This window comes from Microbacterium sp. Gd 4-13, assembly GCF_003095395.1.
In the GTDB taxonomy this organism is placed as follows: domain Bacteria; phylum Actinomycetota; class Actinomycetes; order Actinomycetales; family Microbacteriaceae; genus Microbacterium.
This window is the reverse complement of sequence record NZ_QEIJ01000004.1, coordinates 145,072-168,667: the sequence shown is the minus strand read 5'-3', so window position 1 is coordinate 168,667 and position 23,596 is coordinate 145,072. Positions and strand designations below refer to the sequence as shown.

At 70.9% G+C, this 23,596-nt stretch carries 18 protein-coding genes; 3 read left to right on the top strand and 15 right to left on the bottom strand.

Annotation, left to right across the window (positions count from 1 at the left end; genetic code table 11):
• Positions 1-154 precede the first annotated feature (154 nt).
• The 5 genes from DEA06_RS09750 to gabT form a co-directional block, all read right to left on the bottom strand.
• A complete protein-coding gene (locus DEA06_RS09750; protein ID WP_116647800.1) occupies positions 155-1,516 on the bottom strand; it encodes an NAD-dependent succinate-semialdehyde dehydrogenase in 1,362 nt (453 codons plus the stop codon).
• Positions 1,513-3,096, bottom strand: a complete 1,584-nt coding sequence (locus tag DEA06_RS09745) for an APC family permease (RefSeq protein WP_116647799.1) — start codon at positions 3,094-3,096, stop codon at positions 1,513-1,515. The genes DEA06_RS09750 and DEA06_RS09745 overlap by 4 nt, the downstream gene beginning before the upstream one ends.
• Positions 3,093-3,980: a universal stress protein gene (locus DEA06_RS09740; RefSeq protein ID WP_116647798.1), complete on the bottom strand. Its 888-nt coding sequence runs from the start codon at positions 3,978-3,980 to the stop codon at positions 3,093-3,095. Before DEA06_RS09740 ends, DEA06_RS09745 begins: the two co-directional genes overlap by 4 nt.
• Positions 3,977-5,380, bottom strand: a complete 1,404-nt coding sequence (locus DEA06_RS09735; RefSeq protein WP_116647797.1) for an NAD(P)/FAD-dependent oxidoreductase — start codon at positions 5,378-5,380, stop codon at positions 3,977-3,979. The genes DEA06_RS09740 and DEA06_RS09735 overlap by 4 nt, the downstream gene beginning before the upstream one ends.
• Positions 5,381-5,491: 111 nt before the next feature.
• Positions 5,492-6,844, bottom strand: a complete 1,353-nt coding sequence (gabT, locus tag DEA06_RS09730; RefSeq protein ID WP_116647796.1) for a 4-aminobutyrate--2-oxoglutarate transaminase — start codon at positions 6,842-6,844, stop codon at positions 5,492-5,494.
• Between the two features lie 134 nt (positions 6,845-6,978).
• Here gabT and DEA06_RS09725 point away from each other — a divergent pair, with 134 nt between their 5' ends.
• Positions 6,979-8,517 (top strand): PucR family transcriptional regulator, encoded by a 1,539-nt coding sequence (locus tag DEA06_RS09725; RefSeq protein WP_116647795.1) that lies wholly within the window; start codon positions 6,979-6,981, stop codon positions 8,515-8,517.
• A gap of 79 nt (positions 8,518-8,596) precedes the next feature.
• Here DEA06_RS09725 and DEA06_RS09720 read toward each other — a convergent pair whose 3' ends face one another.
• From DEA06_RS09720 to DEA06_RS09695, 6 genes are all read right to left on the bottom strand, one after another.
• A complete protein-coding gene (locus tag DEA06_RS09720; RefSeq protein ID WP_116647794.1) occupies positions 8,597-9,736 on the bottom strand; it encodes a LacI family DNA-binding transcriptional regulator in 1,140 nt (379 codons plus the stop codon).
• Entirely contained in the window at positions 9,736-11,619 is a 1,884-nt protein-coding gene (locus tag DEA06_RS09715; RefSeq protein ID WP_116647942.1) for a glycoside hydrolase family 3 N-terminal domain-containing protein, read from the bottom strand. The genes DEA06_RS09720 and DEA06_RS09715 overlap by 1 nt, the downstream gene beginning before the upstream one ends.
• A 29-nt stretch (positions 11,620-11,648) precedes the next feature.
• Positions 11,649-12,545 (bottom strand): carbohydrate ABC transporter permease, encoded by an 897-nt coding sequence (locus DEA06_RS09710; RefSeq protein WP_116647793.1) that lies wholly within the window; start codon positions 12,543-12,545, stop codon positions 11,649-11,651.
• Positions 12,546-12,558: 13 nt separating this feature from the next.
• On the bottom strand, positions 12,559-13,500 hold the full coding sequence (locus DEA06_RS09705; protein ID WP_116647792.1) for a sugar ABC transporter permease: 942 nt from the start codon (positions 13,498-13,500) through the stop codon (positions 12,559-12,561).
• A 4-nt stretch (positions 13,501-13,504) separates the two neighbouring features.
• On the bottom strand, positions 13,505-14,767 hold the full coding sequence (locus DEA06_RS09700; RefSeq protein ID WP_116647941.1) for an extracellular solute-binding protein: 1,263 nt from the start codon (positions 14,765-14,767) through the stop codon (positions 13,505-13,507).
• 214 nt (positions 14,768-14,981) lie between these two features.
• Positions 14,982-16,460 carry an XRE family transcriptional regulator gene (locus DEA06_RS09695; RefSeq protein ID WP_116647791.1) on the bottom strand — a complete coding sequence of 493 codons (1,479 nt, stop codon included), beginning with the start codon at positions 16,458-16,460 and terminating at the stop codon, positions 14,982-14,984.
• Positions 16,461-16,598: 138 nt separating this feature from the next.
• Here DEA06_RS09695 and aceA point away from each other — a divergent pair, with 138 nt between their 5' ends.
• Positions 16,599-17,915, top strand: a complete 1,317-nt coding sequence (aceA, locus tag DEA06_RS09690; RefSeq protein WP_116647790.1) for an isocitrate lyase — start codon at positions 16,599-16,601, stop codon at positions 17,913-17,915.
• An 87-nt stretch (positions 17,916-18,002) separates the two neighbouring features.
• Positions 18,003-19,634: a malate synthase A gene (gene aceB / locus DEA06_RS09685; protein WP_116647789.1), complete on the top strand. Its 1,632-nt coding sequence runs from the start codon at positions 18,003-18,005 to the stop codon at positions 19,632-19,634.
• Between the two features lie 71 nt (positions 19,635-19,705).
• On the opposite strand, the gene DEA06_RS09680 is transcribed toward aceB, so the two are convergent.
• The 4 genes from DEA06_RS09680 to glsA all read right to left on the bottom strand — a co-directional run bounded on the left by DEA06_RS09680 (position 19,706) and on the right by glsA (position 23,518).
• Positions 19,706-20,857, bottom strand: coding sequence for a GDSL-type esterase/lipase family protein (locus DEA06_RS09680; RefSeq protein WP_116647788.1), 1,152 nt, complete (start codon positions 20,855-20,857; stop codon positions 19,706-19,708).
• Positions 20,854-21,432, bottom strand: coding sequence for a WHG domain-containing protein (locus DEA06_RS09675; protein ID WP_116647787.1), 579 nt, complete (start codon positions 21,430-21,432; stop codon positions 20,854-20,856). Before DEA06_RS09675 ends, DEA06_RS09680 begins: the two co-directional genes overlap by 4 nt.
• Positions 21,433-21,482: 50 nt before the next feature.
• Positions 21,483-22,502 carry a hypothetical protein gene (locus DEA06_RS09670; RefSeq protein WP_133241739.1) on the bottom strand — a complete coding sequence of 340 codons (1,020 nt, stop codon included), beginning with the start codon at positions 22,500-22,502 and terminating at the stop codon, positions 21,483-21,485.
• A gap of 77 nt (positions 22,503-22,579) precedes the next feature.
• On the bottom strand, positions 22,580-23,518 hold the full coding sequence (gene glsA / locus DEA06_RS09665) for a glutaminase A (protein ID WP_116647785.1): 939 nt from the start codon (positions 23,516-23,518) through the stop codon (positions 22,580-22,582).
• Positions 23,519-23,596: the final 78 nt, after the last annotated feature.

Below are 23,596 nucleotides of genomic sequence, written 5' to 3'. Positions count from 1 at the left end.
CAGATCGTCGAGTCGCCGCATCCGAGTCGCTCCGGCGAGCCCTTCTCGAGACGCGGGCAATCGGGCCGCACGCGGGCAATGCGGGTGCATATGCCCGCGTGTAGACCGAAAGCCCGCACGTCGCGCGAGGTGGCGACTCAGGATGCTGCGGGGCTCAGCCGATGCGGATGAGCTTCTTGTTCACGAACTCGTCCGCGGCCAGCAGGCCCAGCTCGCGGGACGTGCCGCTGCGCTTCACGCCGCCGAAGGGCAGCTCGGGCGAATCGGCGAGCACGAGGTTGACGTAGACCATGCCGGCGTCGAGACGGTCGGCCACGCGCTCGGCCTGCTCGGCGTCGGTGGTGAAGACGTACGACCCGAGCCCGAACGGGGTGTCGTTCGCGAGCTCCACCGCCGCATCCTCGTCGGCGACGCGGTACACCGCGCCGACGGGGCCGAAGAACTCCTCGCTGTAGGCGTCCATGTCGCGCGTGACCCCGGTGAGCACGGTCGGTGCGAAGAACGCCCCGTCACGCGTGCCGCCGGTCACCACCGTGGCCCCCTGCGCGACGGCGCGGTCGACCTGCTCGGCGAGGCGTTCGGCGGCCACCAGCGACGACAGCGGACCGAGCACGGTGTCGTCGGCGTCGGGGTCTCCGACCTTCGCGCCGCTCATCTGGGCGGTGAACTTCTCCAGGAACGCGTCGTATAGGTCGTCGACCACGATGAAGCGCTTCGCGCCGTTGCACGACTGCCCGGTGTTGTCCAGGCGCGCGCCGACGGCGGCCTCCACCGCCGCGTCCAGGTCGTCGGTGGACAGCAGGATGAAGGGGTCGGATCCGCCGAGCTCGAGCGCGACCTTCTTGAGGTTGCGCCCGGCGACCTCGGCGACGGCGGCTCCGGCGCGCTCCGATCCCGTGACCGAGACACCGTGCACGCGGGGATCGGCGATGATGTCGGCGGCCTGCTCGTTCGTGACGCGCAGGTCGACGTAGGCGCCGTCGGGGAAGCCCGCGTCGCGGTAGATCGCCTCGATCGCGAGGGCCGACTCCGGGCACTGGGGCGCGTGCTTGAGCAGGATCGTGTTGCCGATCGCCAGGTTCGGCGCGGCGAAGCGGGCCACCTGGTAGTACGGGAAGTTCCACGGCATGATGCCCAGCAACGCCCCCAACGGAGACCGCCGGATGACCGCGGTGCCCTCACCGAGGATGTCGATCGGCTGGTCGGCGGTGATCCGATCCATCTGGTCGGCGTAGTACTCGGTGATGTCGGCGGCGAAGCCGACCTCCTCGAGCGCGGCCGCGTGCACCTTGCCCATCTCGCGCACGATGATCGCGGCGAGATCGTCGGCGCGATCGCGGTGCAGCTGAGCGGCCCGGCGCAGCAGCTCCGCCCGCTCGGCGGGTGCGGTGGCGGCCCAGGTGCGGGCCGCAGCATCCGCCCGCCGCACCGCGTCGTCGACGGCCGCGTCGTCGAAGGTGTCGTAGGTGGCGAGGGTCTCGCCGGTGGCGGGGTTCACGACGGCGTAGTCGGTCATGGCTTCTCCGATCGGTTGGCTGCGGTCTGGCGCCGGCGACGAGCGCTCGGCGGGGCGTCGAGCGACAGGGTCTCGCCCCGGAAGAAGGCGGGGCGACGGATCGCCTGCCACACCATGATGACGATCCCGAGCACGATGATGGTCACGCCGAGCACGAACACGAGCCCGACGCCGAAGACCGACGAGCCACTGCCGTACTCGGGGTCCATGCTGTCGATGAGGGTCGTCACGAACAGCACGGCGAGAATCACCCCGCCGATGAGCGGGAAGAGGAACGTGAAGAAGACGTTGCGCACCGAGTCGAACCATTGCTTGCGGAAGTACCAGACGCACGCGAACGCGGTCAGGCCGTAGTAGAAGCAGATCATCATGCCGAGGGTCAGGATCGTGTCGGTCAAGACGCTGACCGAGACGAACCGCATGACCGCATAGAAGACGGATGCGACGATGGCCGCCGCGATCGTGGCGTACCCCGGCGTGAAGAACCGCGGGCTGACCGTGGCGAACTTCGGCGGAAGCGCTCCGTAGTGCCCCATCGCGAGGAGCGTTCGGGCGGGCGAGACGAACGTCGACTGGAGCGACGCCGCCGAGCTCGTCAGCACCGCGAGCGAGACGAGGAACGCCAGCGGCCCCATGATCGGTCCCGAGAGGTGGAAGAACACGTTGTCGCTGATGTCGGAGTTGCCGAGTCCGAGCTCGCCCGTGCCGACACCCGCGAACATGATGAGCGAGATCGACAGGAGCAGGTAGAGCACCACGATCGTGATGACCGTGATGGTCGCCGCGCGCCCCGGCGTCTTGTCGGGATCCTTCGTCTCCTCGTTCATCGTGAGGGTGACGTCCCACCCCCAGAAGATGAAGATCGACAGCGAGAGCCCGGCGGCGAACGCGCTGAACGACGACACCGCGAACGGGTTGAACCAACTCCAGTCGACGGGCGTGGCGTCGAACGCGTTGCCCGAGGCGACGTGCACGATCGCGGCGATGGCGAAGACGACGAGCACGAGCACCTGGAAGCCGACGAGAACGTACTGCAGCTTCTGCGTCGTCTGCATGTCCCGGTAGGAGACATAGGTCGCGCCCAGCACGAACAGCAGACAGACGATGACGTTGACGAGCGGGTCGGCCGCGATCTCGGCGATGCCCGGGTTGTTCGTGATCTGCGCGATGAGCAGGAAGAGGAAGTCGACCGCGATGCCGGCGAGATTCGACAGCACGATCACCGTCGCCGCGATCAGGCCCCACCCCGCCATCCAGCCGATCCACGGCCCGAAGGCGCGCGAGGCCCAGGTGAACGACGTGCCCGAGTCGGGCATGCGGTTGTTCAGCTCGCGGTAGCCGAAGGCGACGAGCAGCATCGGGATGAAGCCCACGAGGATGATCGCGGGCACCTGCACGCCGACCTCCGAGGCCGTGGGGCCGAGCGCTGCGGTCAGCGTGTAGGCCGGCGCGATGCACGAGATGCCGATCACGATGGCGCCGATGAGGCCCACCGTCCCGGCCGAGAGCCCCTTGCCGGAGAGGCCGCCGGCCTCGGCGCCGGCGGTGGGGGCGAGCGGGGTGCCTTCTGGAGCGGTCATCGTCGATCTCCTTCGGTGGCGCGGGTACGGGGCACGACCAGGAGCGGCACGGGGAGTTCGTGCAGCATCTTCGCCGCGGTGGATCCGAGGAACAGCCGTCGCGGCTGCGCGAGGCGCGACGAACCCACGACGGCGATCTCGCCCGGGTCCCAGGCCGCGGCGCCGACGGCGTCTTCGATGCTCTCGCCGCGGGCCACGACGGCGTCGGCGGCGAGTCCTTCGGGCAGTGCTTCTCGCGCCCGGCCCAGCACGCCTTCGGCATGCTCGGAGCCGGCGACGCGGATGGCGGCGGTGTCGAGGCCGGCGGGCAGGTCGATCGTCTCGATCGAGATGAGCCTCAGCGGGACGGATGCCGCCGTCGCGAGCGAGACGCTCTCCTCCAGCAGCACGTCGGCGCCCGGCCGGGTGCCGACGAACGTGGTGACGCGGGTGAGCGCGGTCGCCGGATCGAGCAGCCGCGACCCCTCCGGGGCCAGCGCCACCGGCACGTCGGAGGAGTGCAACAGCTCGCTCGCGACGCTTCCGAGCCGGTGTCGGCCCCGGATCCCCCCGTTGGCCGCCCCCACGACGATGCACCGGGCACCGAGCTCGTCGGCTGCGGTGATGAGGCCCTCGGCGAACGACTCGGCGTACCTCAGGTGCGTGCGGTGGCGCGCGGCATCCGCGATCTTCTCGACCGCCCCCGCCAACCACGTCTCCGCCTGCTCGCGGAGGTGCCGGACGTACCCGGCGTCGGGCGGCACGATGGCGTTGCGCGACTCGTCGGGCAGGACGAGCACGACCTCGAGGGGCGCACCCGAGGCACGGGCGAGGCGGGCCCCGAGGGCGAGGGCGTCGTCCCCGGCGTCGGTGGCGGTGTAGCCGACGACGATCGGCGCGCTCATGCGCCCGGCTCGCTCTCGGCGGCGTCGGAGCGCGAGGTCAGGATCTCGGATGCGGCGTGCCGCCCCATGCGGATCGCCCCGTCGACGTGCTGGTAACCGGGACCGGCGATGTCGCTGCACGCGAAATGGATCGGACCGACCGGCTCGCGCAGGTATCGGCCGTAGCGGGCGAGTCCGCCGATGTCGAAGCTCGCGGCGTAGGCCCCGCGGGTCCACTCCTCGGTGCCCCAGTCGCTCTCGTAGTAGACGACCGGGTTCTTGGCCTCTTCGCCGTAGTAGTGCGAGAGGGATTCGAGGATGCGCTCCTTGCGCTCCTCGGCCGACAGGCGGAACAGGTCATCGGCGGTGCGATCCGAGACGAAGCCGACGAGCGTGCCGCGCTCGTCGCCGTGGTTGCTGTTGTCGTAGGCCTCGTGCGAGAGCTCGTAGGGGCTGAACGCGGTGCCCGACAGGCCCTTGTCGCGCCAGAACGGGGTCTCGTACACCGCGTGCACCTTGATGACGAACCCCATCGAGATGTGCTGGTGCATCTGGTGCTGCAGCCGCGGAAGCGGCGGCACGAACGAGATGCGCGGGTAGAGCACCGGCGCGAGCGCGAGGATCGCGTGGCGGGCCCGCACGGTCATACCGTCGGCGATGGCGATGACGCCTCCCCCGGTCGCTGAGCTCGTCGAAGCGTCCCACTCGAGGGAGCGAACCGGCTGCCCGAGGAAGACGTCGTCGCCCAGGCGCTCCGCGAGGAGGAGCGGCACCTGCTGGAGCCCGCCGACGACCCGCTTGTCGAGGATGAAGTCGGCATCGACGAGGTGGGAGTACGACCCGGCAGAGGCCGCCATGAGCAGCGACGCCAGCAGCGAGAAGGAGTGCGTCGGCTTGGTCAGCATGGCCGATCCGGTCGCGAACGCGAGGTTGCGCACCGCCTCGTCGTCGTCGGTCTGCGCGCGCAGCCACGCGTCCCACGACACGGCGTCCCACTCCGCCGCCTTCTCGTGCGCCCACGGCCGATCCGGGTCGATCTGGGCGACCATCGCGTCGAGGCGCTCGGTGATCTCGGCGATGGTGCGCTCGGTGTCGGCGCTGACCGGGAACATCTCTCCGGTGAAGCGGTGCGCCACACCGTCGGGGCCGACGTAGACGCTCTCCCCCTCGCGGTACCGGCTGAAGGTCTCGAGCCCGAGGTCGGCGACGGTCTCGATGAGGGCGTCCTGATCGGGCGAGACCCACTGCCCGCCGAGCTCGAGCATCGCGCCGTCGATGACGTCGGTCCACAGCCGCCCGCCGACGCGGTCGCGCGCCTCGAGCACGGCGACCGACAGCCCGGCCTTGCGCAGCTCGTTCGCGGCGGTGAGCCCCGCGGCCCCCGCGCCGACGATGACGACGTCTCTGGTGATCTCGGTCATGGGCTGTGCCTTTCTTCGCTGAACGGTGTCGGTCGGGGCGCTGCCCCGGGCATGTCCCGATTCCTGCAAGGATTCGCCGCATTCCTTACGGGCAGCGGGACATTGGTCCTGCTATGCGGCGGCGAGGGCGGCCGCGACGACGTCGAGGCCCTCGTCGAGCAGGTGGTCGGGGATCGACAGGGGCGGGAGGAAGCGGATCACGTTGCCGTACGTGCCGCAGGTGAGCACGATCACGCCCTCGGCGATGCACGCCTTCGCCACCGCCCCGGCGAGCGCCGCGTCGGGCTCGCCGGTGTTCGGGTCGACGAACTCCGCGGCGATCATGGCCCCGCGCCCGCGCACGTCGCCGACACGGGGATCGGACGACTGGATGCTGCGCAGACGCCCGACGAGCACCTCGCCCACCTCGCGCGCCCGGGCCGAGAGGTCTTCGTCCTCGAACGCCTGGATGGCGGCGAGCGCGGCGGCGCAGGCGATCGGGTTGCCGCCGTAGGTGCCGCCGAGGCCCCCGGCGTGGGCGGCGTCCATCAGCTCGGCGCGCCCCGTCACCGCGGCCAGCGGCAGACCGCCGGCAATGCCCTTCGCGGTGGTGACCAGGTCGGGCACGATGCCGAACAGGTCGCTGGCGAACATCGCGCCGGTGCGGGCGAAGCCGGACTGCACCTCGTCGGCGATGAAGACGACGCCGTTCGCGCGGCACCAGTCGACGATGGCCGGGAGGAACCCGTCAGCGGGCACGATGAAGCCCCCCTCGCCCTGGATCGGCTCGATGAGGACGGCAGCGAGGTTGTCGGCGCCGATCTGCTTCTCGATGAGCGAGATGGCCTTGGCCGCCGCATCCGCCCCGCTCAGTCCGTCGCGGAACGGGTACGACATCGGGGCGCGGTACACCTCGGAGGCGAAGGGGCCGAAGCCGCTCTTGTAGGGCATGCTCTTCGCCGTCAGCGCCATCGTGAGGTTCGTGCGCCCGTGGTAGGCGTGATCGAAGGCGACGACGGCCTGTCGCCCGGTGGCCTTGCGGGCGATCTTCACCGCGTTCTCGACGGCCTCCGCACCGGAGTTGAACAGGGCGCTCTTCTTCTCGTGGTCGCCGGGGGTGAGGCGGTTCAGCGCCTCGGCGACGGCCACGTACGACTCGTAGGGCGAGATCATGAAGCAGGTGTGGGTGAACTGCGCGACCTGCGCCTGCACGGCCGCGACGACCGCGGGGTGCGCGTTGCCGACCGTGGTGACCGCGATGCCCGACCCCAGATCGATGAGCGAGTTGCCGTCGGCGTCGACCACCACGCCGCCTCCGGCTGCCACGGCGTGGATCGGCACCGTGTGGCCGACCCCGGATGCCACGGCCGCGGCCTTGCGGGCCAGCAGCTCTTGCGAGGCGGGTCCGGGGATGGGGGTGACGAGCCGGCGCTCCTGCGGAAGCGACGGGCCGCCGACGAGGGGGGCGTGATCGGTGAGGCTCATGGTCGGATGCTACGGACCGGGCCGCGCACCGCTGAATCGCCTCCGTGTACATTCGTCAGCGTCGTTGTGTACGCGCTGTCGAAACGGCACGGTGCAACAGGCGCTTGTGGATCAGCACCGTCGAGGAGGACCCCGTGGACCGAGCGATCGACCGGCCGACGCTGCGCGCCCTCCTGGCGCGGACCGACCTGCGACTGACCCTCGCGACGGCAGCGGACGATCTCGGGCCCGACGCCCTCGACCGCCCCGTGCAGTGGGTGCACAGCACCGACCTGCTCGATCCGACGCCGTTCCTCTCGGAGGGGCTCGTGCTGCTGACCACGGGCACCCAGTTCGTCGCCGCCCCCGATGACGCGGCCCTGTACGACGGGTACGTCCGGCGCCTGCGCGATCGGGGCGTGGCCGCGCTCGGTTTCGGCACCGAGGTCGTGCGCGACGGGATCCCCCCGCTCCTCCTCGCCGCCTGTCGCCGTGAGGGGATGCCGCTGTTCGAGGTGCCCTACCGCACGCCGTTCATCGCCGTGGCGCGCGCGAACGCCGAGACCATCGCCGCCGGCGACTTCGCCCGCCGCAGCTGGGCGCTCGCGGCGCAGCGCGCGGTGTCGTTGGCCGCCCTCCGCCCCGACGGCCTCTCGGCGACGCTGGCGGAGCTCGCCCGCCAGCTCGACGCCTGGGTCGGGCTCTTCGACCCGTCGGGGTCGCTGCGCCGCGAGCACCCGGCCGACGCCCTCGACGCCGAGACGCGCCGCGCACTCGAGTCGGAGGTCGGGGCGGTGCTGCGACGCGGAGCACGCGCGGGGTCGTCGCTGCAGATCGGTGGCACACCCTTCTCGCTGCAGACCCTCGGCCGCGGCGGGCACCTCCGCGGCGTCATCGCGATCGCCGGCGGAGCGCTCGATGCCGAGGGGCGCGCCGTCGTGACCTCCGTCATCGCCCTCGCGGGTCTCGCGCTCGAGCAGAACGACGGGGTCGCCCGAGCGCGGGCGCTGCTGCGCGGAGGGGTGGTCCACGCGCTGCTCGCCGGCGACGTCGTGCTCGCGCGGCGCTTCGGTCGGGAGCTGTGGGGCGGGCTGCCCTCGACCCCCGTCGTCGTCGGGATCGCCGACGCCGCGTCGGCGGCCGCCGACGCCGCCGCCGAGTGGCTCGAAGGACGCGCGGCCGAAGCGCCGGGAACGGTGCTATTCGGCCGCGGTCCGCACGGGCTCGTCTTCGCGATGGCCGAGTCGGCCGAAAGCCTCGCCGACGGGCTCGCCGACCGCTTCGGCGCACGCGTCGGTCTGTCCAGCGCCGTGTCGTACGCGGGCTTCGCGCAGGGGCACGACGAGGCGTGGTCGGCGCTGCGGCGCGGCGGGGCCGGTGTGTCGACGTTCGGCGATGTCGCCGCATCCGGCATCCTCGGTGCGCTCGATACCGACGTCGCCCGCCTGGTCGCCGCATCCGCTCTCGCACCCCTCGTCGACCACGACCGCTCGCACGGCACGGAGCTGGTCGCCACCGCCCGCGCGTGGCTCGAGAACGACGCGAGACTGGATGCGACCGCGACCGCCCTGGGGGTGCACCGCCACACGGTGCGCGCGCGCATCGGGCTGGTCGAGCGCACCCTCGGCGTCGACCTCACCGCGTTCCCGGCCCGCGCCGAGCTGTGGGCGGCGCTGCAGGTCGCGCAGCGCTGACGCCGGTACCCGTCGAGAGTCCACAACACCCGGACGACACCCTCGCGCGTTCCGGGTGTCGTGGACTTTCAGCGGGGGGCTACGGGCAGCCGCAAGACCCGCGCACGACGAGACGCGGGGCGAAGACGACATCGAACGGGCGACCGTCGGCGGGAGCGGCGCCGGCCGTTCCCGCCAGGATGCGTGCGGCGGCGCGACCCATGGCTTCCATGGGTTGACGCACGGTCGTCAACGGCGGGTCGGCGAGACGGGCGGCGAGCGTGCCGTCGAAGCCGGTCACGATGACGTCGTCGGGCACGCGCAGGCCCTCCGCGGCGAGTGCGTCCATCGTGGCGAAGGCGTGCTGGTCGGTCGCGCACACCAGGGCGCGCGGCATCCGGCCCCGCTCGATCAGCGCGCGCAGGTGCGGCACGAGCTCGTCGTCGCCGCGCACCGTCGCGTCGACCGGGTCGAGACGGGGACGGATGCCGCGGGCCTGCGCGGCCGCGATGAGGCCCGCGAAGCGCTCGACGGTGTCGGAGGCCTCGGGGCGCCCCACGAACGCCACGTCGTCGACACCGTGCACGTCGACGAGGTGGTCGACGATGTCGCTCATCCCCCGGGCGTTGTCGACGCGCACCCGGTGGTGCGGATCGTCGGCGGGGGCGACGCTGAAGAGAACGATCGGGATCGTCGGGGCGTACCGGGCGAGGGTGGGCGCCGTCTGGGGCGAGGGGAAGATCGCCAGGCCGTCAACGCGCCCGGCGGTGTCGGCGACCGAGACGTCGCTGCTCGAGCCGCTGCTGAGCATCACCGGGCGCCCGAGCGACCAGCATTCGAGCTCGAAACCGCGCTGCACCTCGTCGACGTAGAGCGGGAAGGCCCGAGGGTCGGCGAGCACGTCGTCGTCGGTCTCGCCCCACTCGATCACGCGGTCGGTGTCGAGGCGAGGACTCTGCAGCCCCACCAGCGGTCTCGTCTCGGAGAGCGGGTCGGCGCGCTCCAGCAACAGGTCGAACGCGTGGAGGCCGAGCGTCCCGGTGCGCCCGCGCGCGAGCCCGCGCGCCGCCGCACTCGGGGCGTAGCCCAACCTGCGGGCGGCATCCAGAACGCGCTGGCGTGTTCCGTCGCTGAGCTTGTCGGGGCGACGGAAGGCGAACGAGACCGAGGCGATGGAGACCTGAGCCGCCTCGGCCACGTCGTACACCGTCGGCCGGCGGCTCGCCTCCCCATCGCTCATCAGCGGGCGTTCTCCTTCAGGTCGACGACGCGCGACACCGTCAGATCCAGCCCGAAGTGGACGGGGAAGACAGGGTCACCGGTGTCCGACGGTACATCCTCGCGGGAGTGGCGCACGGCATCCATCGATCGGGGGATCTCGATCGGCAGGCGTCCGCGCGGTGGCACACGGCCCGTCAGCGCGTCGATCACCGCGGCCGACGAGCTGCCGTAGTCGGCGACGAGCGCGGCAGCGTGGCCCACGAACGGCGTGAGGATCGCCGGGCGGTCGAGGGTGACGACGAGCACGAGCGGGCACGCGGCCGCGATTCGCCGCAGCCGGTAGACGAGCCCGGGCGCGAAGTCGAGCGACCCCTGGTGGAACCACGCCTCGAGGAAGAGGTCGTCGCGAGACTCGGAGGGCGCGGCGATCCGCACGAGCGCCACATCGGCGTCGGCCGGATCGGCGACGACACGGCCGAGCTCGGCCACGTCGTCGTCGCGGAACCCCTCGACGTACACGGTCGAGACCGGCCGAAGCGGCAGGATCGGCTCGCCTTCGCGCGCATCGTTGACGAGGATCGTCAGCGATCGCGACTGGGCCTCCTCGCCGCGCGCGCGGAACTCGGGGTTGCCGACGATGCGCTCGGCCTCGTCGACGTCGACGTACGGGTCGTCGAAGAGCCCGAGCTGGAACTTCACCAGCAGGATGCGGCGCGCCGACGCATCGACGCGCGCCTCGGTGACACGCCCCGCGCGCACGAGGTCGACGAGCATCTCGACGCACTCCTCGCCGCCGAACTGGTCGGCTCCGGCGTCGAGGATCTTCTCCATGCGCTCGGGCGCCGACAACTGCTCGACCCCCCACGCACGCGCCGGCAGCACCTGGTCGCCGACGTGGTTGTCGTTGACGAGCTCCCAGTCGGTGACCACGACACCGTCGTAGCCCAGCTCTTCGCGCAGGAGACCGGTGATGATCTGGCGGTTGTACCCGAAGCCGACCTCCTCGATCGCGACGCCGCCGCGCTCGAGCCCCACGGGCATGCCGTAGTAGGGCATCATCGCCGCGGTGCCGCGGCGGATCGCCTCGCGGAACGGCTCGAGGTGGTAGTCGAACATGCCGCCGGGGTAGACCTGCTCGCGGCCGTACGGGAAGTGCGCGTCCTCGCCGTCCAGCTGGGGCCCGCCGCCGGGGAAGTGCTTGGTGGTGCACGCCACGCTGTCGGAACCGAGGCGGTCACCCTGGAAGCCGGCGAGGTAGGCCGCGGTGAACTCCGACACCCGCGCAGCATCCTGTCCGAACGTCTGCGCCTGCCGACCCCAGCGCGGCTCGGTGGCCAGGTCGATCTGCGGGTGGAGAGCCGCGCGGATGCCGACGGCCCGGTACTCGCGGCGGGCGATCTCGGCGAACTCGCGAACGGTCTCGACGTCGTCGAGAGCGGCCAGCCCCAGCCCTTCGGGCCACTGCGAGAACGGGCCCGCCGAGAAGGCGACGCCGGTGTTCTCGACGAACGCGTGCCGCGGATCGGTGCTGATCGTCACGGGGACGCCGTGCGGGGTCGTCTCGGCGAGCGCCTGCAGCCGGTTGTTCCACTCGGCCGCCTGCCGCGCGGTGCGGATGGCGTGCACGTTGAAGTGGGTCATATTCTTGCCGACGACGACCTCGGTGGTCGCCGACTTCGAGATACGACCCGGTGTCTCGAGCAGCTCGCCCTCGTCACCGACCTCGATGACGGTCTGGAAGAGCAGACCGCACTTCTCCGCGAGACTGAGTCGCCCGAGGAGGTCGGAGGTGCGCTCCTCGGCGCTCAGGCGGGGGTCTTCGTACGGGTCCATCACGCCGTTGCCGTTGAGATCGCGGAAGCGCGTGCCGTCGGGGGCGTGGAGGAAGGAGGCGGGAGTCATCGGGTCCTTTCCGACCGGATCGGGAGTGGTCATTTCAGGCCCGTCGAGGCGATGCCCTGGATGAAGTAGCGCTGGAGGAAAACGAACAGCACGATGATCGGGGCGATCACCAGCACGGAGCCGGCCAGGAGAAGCCCGTAATCGGTCGCGTTCTGCCCGGTCGAGTACAGCGACAGCGCAACGGGCAGGGTGTACATGCCCTCGCTCTGCGCGGCGACCAGCGGCCACAGGAAGTTGTTCCACGACGCCAGGAACGTGAGGATGCCGAGGGTCGCCAGCGGCGGCCCGCACAGCGGCATCACGATGCGGGCGAACACGCGCAACTCCCCCGCCCCGTCGATGCGCGCGGCCTCGAGGAGAGAATCGGGGATTCCGAGCATGAACTGCCTCATGAGGAAGACGCCCAGCGGGGTGGTGACGAACGGCAGGATGAGCGCGGCGTAGCTGTTGACCAGTCCGAGCGAGGACACCATGACGAACAGCGGCACGAAGGTGACGACACCCGGCACCATGAGAGTCAGCATGACGACGAGGAACAGCGCCCTCTTCCCGGGGAAGTCCATCTTGGCCAGCGCGTAGCCGACCATCGAGCAGAACACCAGGTTGCCGAGCACGGTGAACAGCGCCACCAGCACGCTGTTGCCGAAGAACTGTCCGAAGTTGAGCTCGCCGAACCAGGCGGTGAAGTTGTCCCAGGTGAACTCCTGCGGCCACCAGGTGGGCGGGCGCTGCAGGATCTCGCGTTGCGTCTTGACCGACCCCAGCAGCATCCAGGCGAACGGCACCAACCAGACCAGCAGGCCGACGACGAGCACGGTGTAGGTGAGCACGCGACCCGACATCCCGCGCCGCTGGGGACGGCGGGGCGGACGAGCGCGTTCTTCGGGGGTGAGTGCGGCGGGCGCCGCCGCAGTGGTGAGAGCCATGTCGATCTCCTCGTCAGTCCTTCGAGCGCAGCAGGCGGAACTGCACGAGGCTCAGCAGCGCGATGGCCAGGAACAGGATGTAGCTGGCCGCGGACGCGGCGCCGTATTCTCCGAAGCCGAACTGCTTGAACGTGTAGTAGGCCACCGAGAGGGTGGAGTTGAGCGGGCCGCCCTGCGTCATCACGAACGCTTCTTCGAAGAACTGCAGGAACCCGACGGAGATGAGCACCGCGCCCAGCAGCAGCGTCGGACGCAGCAGCGGCAGGGTGATGGAGGTCAGACGCCGCCATGCGGAGGCGCCGTCCATCAGGGCGGCCTCCTTCACGTCGACGGGGATCGCCTGGAGGCCGGCGAGGAAGATCACCATGAGGGTTCCGACGTTGCGCCACACTGCCATCGCGATCAGCGACGGGAGTGCCCACGTGGTGTCGTTGAGCCAGTCGGGACCCTGGATGCCGACCACCGCGAGGGCGGCGTTGAGCAGGCCCTCGGGCTGAAGGATGTAGCGCCAGACCACCGAGACGGCGACGATGCTCGTCACGACGGGGGCGTAGAAACCGACGCGCAGCACCGAGACGACCCGGCCTCGGCCGGAGTTCAGCGCGAGTGCGAGGGCGAGCGCCAGCGCCATCGTGACGGGGATGCCGACGATCACGAAGGTGCCGGTGACGGTGAGGGAGGTCAGGAACACCGGGTCGCCGAGCACGGCCGCGTACTGCTCGAGCCCGACGAAGTTCACGGAGAAGGGCGAACGGATGTCGGCGGCGCGGAAGTCGGTGAACGACATCGCGAACGATCCGACGATCGGCACGACCATGAACAGCGCGAAGACGATGACGAAGGGCAGGGCGAAGCCCCACGCGATCCATCCCTGACGGCGCCGACGGCTCACGCCGCCGCGCACCGGGGTGCGACCCGACCGGAGCCCGGTCGCACCCGCGAGTGCCTGCGTCATGACGTCAGTCCAGTCCGAGGGAGTCGGCGGTGGCCTGGAGCTCGGCGACACCGTCGGCCGGGCTCAGCTGGCCCAGGCGGATCTTCTCGAGCATCGCGTCACCGGCCGCTGCGACCTGCACCCACGTGGTGGTCGCCGGAACCGACTTCGCCGTCTCCAGCTGCGTGCCGAAAGCCGCGAGGGTCGCCGACCCACCGAGGGCGTCGTCGTCCCAGGCTGCCTGCACCGCCGGGAGATCGCCGGTCGCCTCGTACCACTTGACCTGCGTCTCGGGCTGAGACAGCCACTGCGCGAGCTTCCAGGCACTCGCGGCGTTGTCGGAGTTGTCGAACACGGCGAGGTTCGCACCGCCACTGAACGACGTCGAAGACTCCCGGGTGGGAAGGACCGCGGTGCTGAACTTCTCGGAGAAGCCCTCGCCGCCGAGCTGCTCGAGCTGACCGATCAGGAAGGGGCCGTCGATGAGCATCGGGGTCGCGCCGGAGATGAAGTCGGCTTCCTGCGCACCCGCCGAACGGTCTGCGGCCGGGTTCGAGACACCGTCGGTGAAGTAGCTCTGGTAGTACTCGTACGCCTGAACGGCCTCGGGGCTGTCGAGCGTCCACTCCGAGCCGTTCTCGAGCTCGACACCGTTGGACCACGGCATCCAGAGGGTTCCCTGGAACGAGTCGTTGCCGGCGGGGAAGCGGAGGCCGTACTCGGCGCCGCCCTTGGCCTGCATGTCGGAGGCCATCTGCTTCAGCTCGTCCCACGACGTGGGGGCCGTGGTCCAGCCGGCCTGGGCGGCGATGTCGGTGCGGTAGTAGAGCACGCGGGTGTCGACGTACCAGGGCATGCCGGTGGCCCGGTCGCCGATCATCGTCGAGTCGACCGCTCCCGGGAAGACGCCGGCGGTGTCGAGATCGGTCGGAACCGTCTGGAACGCGCTCTCGAAGTCGGCCATCCACGTCGACCCGACCATCGCGATGTCGGGGGTGTTGCCGCCGGCGATCGCCGTCTGGAACTTGCTGTAGGCGGCGTCCCAGGGGATGGCGGTGACCTCGACGTCGACGCCGGGGTTCGCCTCTTCGAACTCGGAGACGAAGCCGGGCAGGGCCTCGCCCTCGGCACCCATGGCCCACATCGTGATCGTGCCGGTGGCTTCGGCATCACCGATGGTGGATGCTTCGGCGGGGCCGGCGGCTTCGTCGGCGCTGCGACCGCACCCGGTGAGGGCGAGGGCTGCGGCGGCGATGAGGGCGACCGCGCTCAGTCGTGGGTGTTTCATCATGTTCCTCCTCGAACGTGCGCGCCCCGGTGGGGCCCGTGCTTCGTCTTCGAATCGTTTATGCGCTTAAACAGCGCGTTCAACAGAGTAGGTCGCGGCGGCGACGAACGCAACCGGCGGCGGCGCGACAGCGCTTCGGGGTGCGTTTTACCGTTCGGGGCGCGGAATCTCGTGCCCCGAGCTGAGAAGTACGCCCCAGACCGGCGGCGGGCGTTCACCGCGGGGCGTGGGCCTCGAGGAACTCGTACACGTCGGTCGCGTCGACCCCCGGGAAGGCCCCGGTCGGCAGGGTCGCGAGCAGCGTCCGGGGCGTCCGCACGGTGGGCCAGGAATTCTCCCGCCACGCGGCCTCCAACTCGGCGGGAGCACGACGGCAGCACACGTCGACCGAGTGCTTCGACACCCCGCGGTTGGGCGTGTCGCGCCCGAGGAACCATTTCGTGTCGTCGAACCGCACCCCCACGCTCACCGAGTGCTCCCCCTCGCTGGATGCTTCGACCCGGGCCGTGCACCAGTACGTGCCGTTGCCCGTGTCGGTGTACTGGTAGTACGGGTTGAATCTGTCGTCGACGTCGAAGACCACGCGGCTCGTCCAGCGACGGCAGCACATCTGCCCCTCGATGGCCCCCAGCCGGTCGGTGGGGAAGTTCACGTCGTCGTTCTCGTAGGCCTTCGTGATCGTGCCCGACTCGTGCACCTTCAGGAAGTGCACGGGTATGCCGAGGTGCGTCGTGGCGAGGTTGGTGAAGCGGTGCGCCGCCGTCTCGTACGACACCGAGTAGGCGTCGCGGAGATCCTCGATGCTGATGGCGCGGGCCTGTTTCGCGTCGCGCAGGAACGGCACGGCGTGGGACTGCGGAACCAGCAGCGCTCCGGTGAGGTAGTTCGTCTCGACGCGCTGGCGCAGGAACTCCGCGTAGCTCGTGGGCTCGCTGTGCCCGAGGATGCGACTCGACAGCGCCTGCAGCACGGCGGTGCGCGGATCGCCCTTCGCCGTGAGGCGGCTCGAGAGGTACAGGCGTCCGTGGGCGATATCGGCGACGCTGCGGGTGGTCTGCGGCAGATCGGGCACGTAGTGCAGCGTGAAACCGAGGTGCCCGGCGATGTCGTTCGCCGTGCGCTGCGTCAGAGGACCACCGGGGTGGTCGACGGCGTCGAGGATCTCCTCGGCCCGCCGCTCGAGCTCGGGGAAGTAGTTGTCCTGCGTGCGCATCAGGCGGCGCAGCGCCACGTTGGCCCGCCGCGCCTCCTCGGGGGTCGCCGCGCGCTCGTCGCGCAGACGGTCGATCTCACCCTGCAGCGCGAGCATCGCCCGCAGCACCTCGTCGGGCACGGTCTTGCCCACCCGGAACGGCTCGATGCCGAGCGCGGTGAAGGTCTGCCCGCGCATCGCCCGCTCCACGGCGATCTCGAGCGTCGAGCGCTCATCGAGGGTCTCCGACGCGAGGATCGCGTCGAGTGAGGTGCCGAGCGCGCGGGCGATCGACTGCAGCAGGGTGAGCTTGGGCTCGCGCCGCCCGTTCTCGATGACCGACAGCTGGCTCGGCGCGCGACCGACCGCGGCAGCGAGCTCGTCGAGGGTCATCCCCCGCTCGGAGCGGAGCTGACGGATACGGCGACCGATGGTGAGTGCGTCCACTCCTCCATCGTCGGAAGGATCGGATGCTGCGGGGAGACGAACGACGTCGTTCATCCCGGGATTCTGTCACGAAAACAGAATTCTCGAGATTCTTCTGCTGACTTTCCTCCGCAGGACCCCTCACTCTTCACGGATGGTGGGGGAAGAACCGGCGATGCATCGCAGCATCCGCCCCATCCCGAGGAGACTACGATGACGATCCAGGCCACGCCCGGCAAGGCGCCCCTCCGCCCCGGCGACCAGACCCAGACCGCTGCCGAACTGCGCGAGCTGTGGGACACCGATCCCCGCTGGGACGGCGTCGAACGCACCTACTCCGCCGACGACGTCGTGCGCATCCGAGGAAGCGTGCGGGAGGAGAACACCCTTGCCCGGCGCGGCGCGGAGAACCTCTGGAACCTCCTGCACACCGAGCAGTACGTCCGCGCCCTCGGCGCCTACACCGGCGGCCAGGCCGTGCAACAGGTGCGGGCGGGCCTGAAGGCCATCTACCTCTCGGGATGGCAGGTCGCCGCGGACGGCAACCTTTCGGGGCAGACCTACCCCGACCAGAGCCTGTACCCGGCTAACTCCGTGCCCGCGGTCGTGCGGCGCATCAACAACGCCCTGATCCGGCAGGACCAGATCGAGCACGCCGAGGGCACGACCACCGCCGATTGGCTCGCCCCCATCGTCGCCGACGCCGAGGCGGGCTTCGGCGGACCGCTCAACGCCTACGAGCTCGCGCAGTCGCTCATCGAGGCCGGGGCCGCCGGCATCCACTGGGAGGACCAGCTCGCGAGTGAGAAGAAGTGCGGGCACCTCGGCGGCAAGGTGCTGGTGCCCACGCGACAGCACATCCGCACCCTCAACGCCGCGCGCCTGGCTGCGGACGTCGCGGGCGTGCCGACGGTCATCATCGCCCGCACCGACGCCCTGGCCGCCGACCTGCTCACCAGCGACGTCGACGAGCGCGACCGGGAGTTCACCACCGGCGAGCGCACCAGCGAGGGCTTCTACCGCGTGCAGCCCGGTCTCGACTCCGTCATCAGCCGGGGGCTCGCCTTCGCCCCCTACGCCGATCTGCTCTGGGTCGAGACCGGCGAACCCGACATCGAGCTGGCCCGCGCGTTCGCCGCGGCGATCCACGAACGATTCCCGGGCAAGCTCCTCGCCTACAACTGCTCGCCGAGCTTCAACTGGAAACGCCACCTCGACGACGCGCAGATCGCCTCGTTCCAGGCCGAGCTCGCCGACCTCGGCTACAAGTTCCAGTTCATCACCCTGGCCGGGTTCCACGCCGTGAACCACGCGATGTTCGACCTCGCCAAGGGATACGCCGAGCGCGCCATGAGCGCGTACGTCGAACTGCAGGAGGCGGAGTTCGCCTCCGAAGCGCGCGGCTACACCGCGACCAAGCACCAGCGCGAGGTCGGCACGGGCTACTTCGACGCCGTCTCGACCGCGCTCAACCCCGACAGCGCCACCCTCGCGCTGGCGGGATCCACCGAAGCATCCCAGTTCCACTGAACATCCATCGAGAGTCCGCGACACCCGGACGACGCATCGCCCGCTCCCGGGTGTCTCGGACTCTCACCTCACAGACAGGACACGATCATGACCCTGCTCACCGAACCCCCACCCACCCTCGAGATCGCCGGCACCCTCGGAGACCGCTATGACGAGATCCTCACGCCCGAGGCGATCGCCTTCGTCTCGGCTCTGCACGCGCGATTCGGCGGCCGGCGCCTCGACCGGCTCGCCGACCGCCTCCGCCGCCACTTCCAGATCGGCATCGGGCACGACCCGAGCTTCCGCGACGACACCGCCTACATCCGGGCCGACACGACGTGGCGGGTGGCGGGTGCGGGTCCGGGTCTCGAAGACCGCCGGGTGGAGATCACCGGACCGACCGACCCGAAGATGGCGATCAACGCGCTGAACTCCGGCGCCCGGGTCTGGCTCGCCGACCAGGAGGACGCGACCTCGCCGACCTGGAAGAACGTCATCGAGGGGCAGCTGACGCTCCGCGACGCGATCCGCGGGCAGCTGCAGTTCACCAGCGCGGAGGGCAAGCACTACGCGGTGACGGCCGAGCGTACGCCGACGATCGTCATGCGCCCGCGCGGCTGGCATCTGCCCGAGAAGCACCTGCGGTTCACCGACCGCGAGGGGCGCGAGCTCGCCGCATCCGGCTCGCTCGTCGACTTCGGGCTGTACGTCTTCCACAACGCGCAGGCGCTCATCGACGCGGGCCGGGGTCCGTACTTCTACCTCGCCAAGCTCGAGTCGGCACAGGAGGCGCGGCTGTGGGACGACGTCTTCTCGTTCAGCGAGCGCGCGCTCGGCATCGCGCACGGCACGATCCGCGCGACCGTGCTGATCGAGACGCTGCCGGCGGCATTCGAGATGGAGGAGATCCTCTACGCCCTCCGCGACCACTGCGCGGGACTCAACGCGGGCCGCTGGGACTACATCTTCTCGATCATCAAGAACTACCGGGGCCGCGGAGCCCGGTTCGTGCTGCCCGACCGCAGCGACGTGACGATGACCGTGCCGTTCATGAGGGCCTACACCGAGCTGCTCGTGACGACCTGCCACCGCCGCGGAGCCTACGCGATCGGCGGCATGAGCGCTTTCATCCCGAATCGCCGCGACCCCGAGGTGACCGCTCGCGCGTTCGAGAAGGTGGCGGCCGACAAGAAGCGCGAGGCCGGCGACGGCTTCGACGGCACGTGGGTCGCGCACCCCGACCTCATCCCGGTGGCGCGCGCCGAGTTCGACGCGGTGCTCGGCGACCGACCGAACCAGGTCGGTCGGCGAAGCGCCCCGGCGACGGTCGACCGTGCGCGCGAGGAGGCGACGGCGAAGCGCCTGCTCGATGTGCACATCGGACTGCCGATCACGGCGGCCGGGGTGCGCGGCAACGTCGCCGTGGCCATCCGCTACCTCGAGGCGTGGCTGCGCGGTCAGGGAGCCGTCGCGATCGACAACCTCATGGAGGATGCGGCGACCGCCGAGATCTCGCGCTCGCAGGTGTGGCAGTGGATCCACCAGGACCGCACCACCGACGACGGCACCCCGATCACGCGGGACTACGTCGAGTCGCTCATCGCCGAGGAGCTCGCCGAAGCGGCACGCACGCCCGGCGATCGTTTCGACGACGCGGCCGCGCTCTTCCGGGAGGTCGCGCTGCGCGAGGAGTTCCCCGCGTTCCTGACGGTGCCGGCCTACACGAAGTACCTCTAGCGGGCCCGGCATCGCTTGAGAGTCCGAGACACCCGGATGCTGCGCCCGCGCGCTCCGGGTGTTTCGGGCTTTCAGCGGGCGAACGGAGCGCCGCGGCCGAAGGCGCGCTCGACGAAGCGCCGCGCGATGAGGGAATGCGCCTCGGCGTCGGGGTGCAGCGCATCGGGGAGCGGCAGAGCCTCCGCGTCGGCCGCGCCGTAGAGATCGAGCCCGTCGAGGTAGTGCAGGTGCGGGTCGTCGGAGCGTGTCTCGACGACTGCGCGCAGGGCGTCGCGGATCACCTCGAGCGTCAGACTCCCCCGCGCGACGTCGGCGGGGGAGCCGGTGGCGACGAACCGCACCCGGCCCGTCGTGAAGCTCGTCGGATCAAACGCACCGGGGCCGGGAGTGGACTCGTGGATGCCGCAGAAGATCGGCGAGACCACGAGAAGGGGCGTGTCGGGGTGGCCGTCGCGGATCGTGTCGAGGAATCCGTGCACGGCCGGCACGAAGGTGCGCAGGCGGAATCCGTCGAGGTTCACGACGTTGATGCCGAGCTTCACGCTGATCAGGTCCGCCGGAGCATCACGGATCACCCGCGCGAGGAAAGGATCCACCTGAGCGCTGCCCCCGAGGCCGAGGTTGCGCAGCTCGATGCCGCCCGCAGCCCGGGCCGCGGCCACAGGCCAGATCTCGGTCGGTGCGACGGCGTTGGAGCCCTGGCTGATCGAACTGCCGTGGTGCACCCACCGTCTCCGACGGTCGGTGAGCGGCGCGATCGGCGCGTCGGTGCGCAGGTCGACGAGGTCGAGCGCCTCGTTGTGGGGCAGCCAGATCTCGACGACCTTCGATCCCTCTCCCAGGTCGTCGACCCGCGTCGTGTGCGTCCCGCCCGGGCGCGCTGTCGAGCCGCCGGTCTGCAGGTCGACCTCGACGCTGTCGCCCCCGGCCAGTTCGTCGCGCCGCCGCAGCACACCGTCGACGACGACGTCGATGCGCCCCCGGGGCCGATCGAAGCCCCGGTAGGCGACGCGCGACGGATGGGTGACGAGTTCGATCACCGTCGCCGCGGTCTCGAACGTCAGGCACACCCCGGAGGGCTGGGCCTCCATGGAGCGCAGCTGCGGGTCGGGGAACTGCCGCCCCACCCACGCCGGCAGACGGTGCGGGGTCACACCCCGCGCGACGGTCTCGAGTTCGGCCGCCCCGCGAACGAGGTCGGGGGTGAACGGTGTGGAGATCATGAGTCGCTTCCTTCGGGCCACGAATCGAGGGCGCGGTCGAGGGCGTCGACGGCCGCCGTCCACGAGGCGTCCTCGGAGTCGGGGCGGTGCGCGAACGCCTCGGCACGGGTGAGGGCGAGAAAGCCGTTGACGGTCGCTCCGACCAGCCGCGCGGCGTGGACGAGGTCGTCGTCGGGAACGCGGTAACCCCGCACGACGGCGAGGAGGAGACCAGCGACACGCGCCGCCTCAGGCGACCCGGCGACGGCCGGCGAGGCGGGTCGCTGCAACGCCGCCCATGCCCCGGGCCGCGCGATCGCGTACTCGCGGTGGGCGTCGGCGAGGCCGCGGAGCGCCTCACGCCCCGAACGCCCGGCCACCGCCGCTGCGGTGCGCTCTGCCACCTCGCCGAGCGCCAGAACCTGCACTCCGTCGAGGAGCGGGCCGAGCCCGGCCACGTGTTCGTAGAGGCTCGCGGGCTTCACCCCGAGCCGGCGGGCGACCGCCGAGACCGTGACGGCGGCGAGACCGTCGCTGTCGGCGAGCGCGGCGGCGTCGGCGATCACCGATGCGGTCGTGAGGTGGGCTCGGGGCATGCGTCGAACCTACACCCCTAAGGCTGAAACCTACAACCTGTAGGTAACGGTCACGAGGGTGTCATGAGCGAGATGAGCATTTCGGATGCTGCGAGGGTACGGAACGCGGGATCGACCACCCGGCGGCAGCCGTCCAGCTCGACCGTGAACCCCTCGGCGCCGCTGCGCGCTCCGAGCGGCTGCGCGACGACGAACCGCGACGCGACCTCCGGGCAGTGGGCGCTCACCTCCGCGGCACCCGAGACCTCGGCGAGCGCGGCCGCCGCATCCGCCGCATCCAGCTGGAGAACGCCCGCGAAGATCCCCTCGTCACCGATCATGCGCACGCCGCCCTGCGTCGTGTCGGAGGCGTAGACGCACACGCGCATGCCCTCGACGTCCGCCGCGGCGGGGAGGGCCGGAGGGTCGTAGGGGATCGTCGCGACGCTCTCGCCGCTGCCCTCGTCGGCGGGCGCGGCCCGAGGGGTCTCGAGGTCGGAGGTCAGAACGTTCAGCACCGTGACGCTCGCCCGCGTCTCGCACCCGGCCGCAACGGCCTCGGGCGTCGAGAAGATCGACAGGGGAGTGAAGACCTCGTCGGCGACGACGAGCCTTGCGAGCTGCTCGTCGACGGCGTCGAGCTTCGGCTGGCTGCACCCGGTCGACGGGTACGACAGACGCACGAACCGGCCGGCGGCGTCTTCGGCCCACAGGTCCGGCGCGATGACCATGTTCGCCGCGCACGCGCCGAACCAGCGCGGGTCGCTCGGCGCGTCGAGCGCCGAGAGGAGCGGTGCGAGGTCTCCCTCGAAGCGCTCGACGAGGGTGCCCGACCACACGGCGCCGCCGTCGAGCTCGCGCGTCGCGAACGAACCGCAGCGGTAGACGGCGACGGGGGCGAATCCGGCGGGCACGGTGCCGGCCGTCGCAGACCCCTCGGCCTCGCCCAGAGGGTCGGCGCAGACCATCTCGTCGACGATGCTCGCCTCGCCCCGCGGCTCGGGCACGATTCCCGGCGCTCCCCCGCATCCGCTCAGCAGCAGCATCCCCGCGACGCCACAGACCGCCGCGATGACCGATCCTCGACGCATCAGCGCACCCCCTCGTTCCACGCTAAACGGGCCGCACGGGCCCCCACGCAACAGAGCGATAACGATGCTCCGGGCGATCAGCCGCCGGCCGGAAACCCGAAGACGTGCAGCCCGAGGTCGGCCGACAGCCGTTCGCTGACGATGCGGCCCCGCACGCTGGTGCCCTGCTCATCGAGCGGCGGGCTCACGACCGCGGCGCCCAGCATCCCGGGCACCGACAGCACGATCGCCCCCGACACACTCGATTTCGCGGGCACGCCGACGGCGCGCATCCACCGCCCCGAGCCGTCGTAGACCCCGCACGTGGCCATCACCGACACCACGTCGCGGGCGACACGCGTCGGGACGACCCTCTCGCCCGTGACGGGGTTGACCCCGCCGAGCGCGAGGGTTGCGCCCATGACGGCGAGCGTCTGCGCGTCGACCAGCACCGCGCAGGCCCGGGCGTAGACGGCGACCGCATCGTCGGCTCCGACCTCGAGAGTGCCTTCGGCCCGCATGAGGTGCGCCAGGGCGTGGTTGCGGTCGCCCAGCAGGTGCTCGGAGCGCGCGACCTCGTCGTCGATCTCGAGATCGCGACCGGCGAAGGCCGAGAGGCCGCGCACGATCCGTTCGGTACGAGCGTCGGGATCGTCGCCGTCGACCAGGGCCGCCGTCAGGAGCGCGCCGGCGTTGACCATCGGGTTCGGCGGACGCCCGGTGTGACTCTCGAGCTTGATCGCGTCGAACGCCTCACCGGTCGGCTCGATGCCGATGCGGTCGAGCGCCTCACCGTCGGTGTCGAGCAGCGCGAGCGCGAAGAGGAAGGGCTTCACCGCCGACTGCACGCCGAACGCGACATCGGCCTGCGCGCTCGCGCGCACCGTGCCGTCGTCGAGCACCACGGCGATGCCGCACAGGTCGGGGTCGGCGTCGGCGAGCTGCGGGATGCTCTCGTCGACCGCTCCTCCCGTCTCGGGCAGGACGCGCTCGCGGAGCGCCTCGAGGTCGTACGCGCGGGGGTCGGCGGGACTCATCCCCCCAGCCTGTCAGGGTCTCGGGATGCTGCGGGCCACCCGCTCGAGCGCCTCGGGCAGACGCTCGAGGATCGAGAC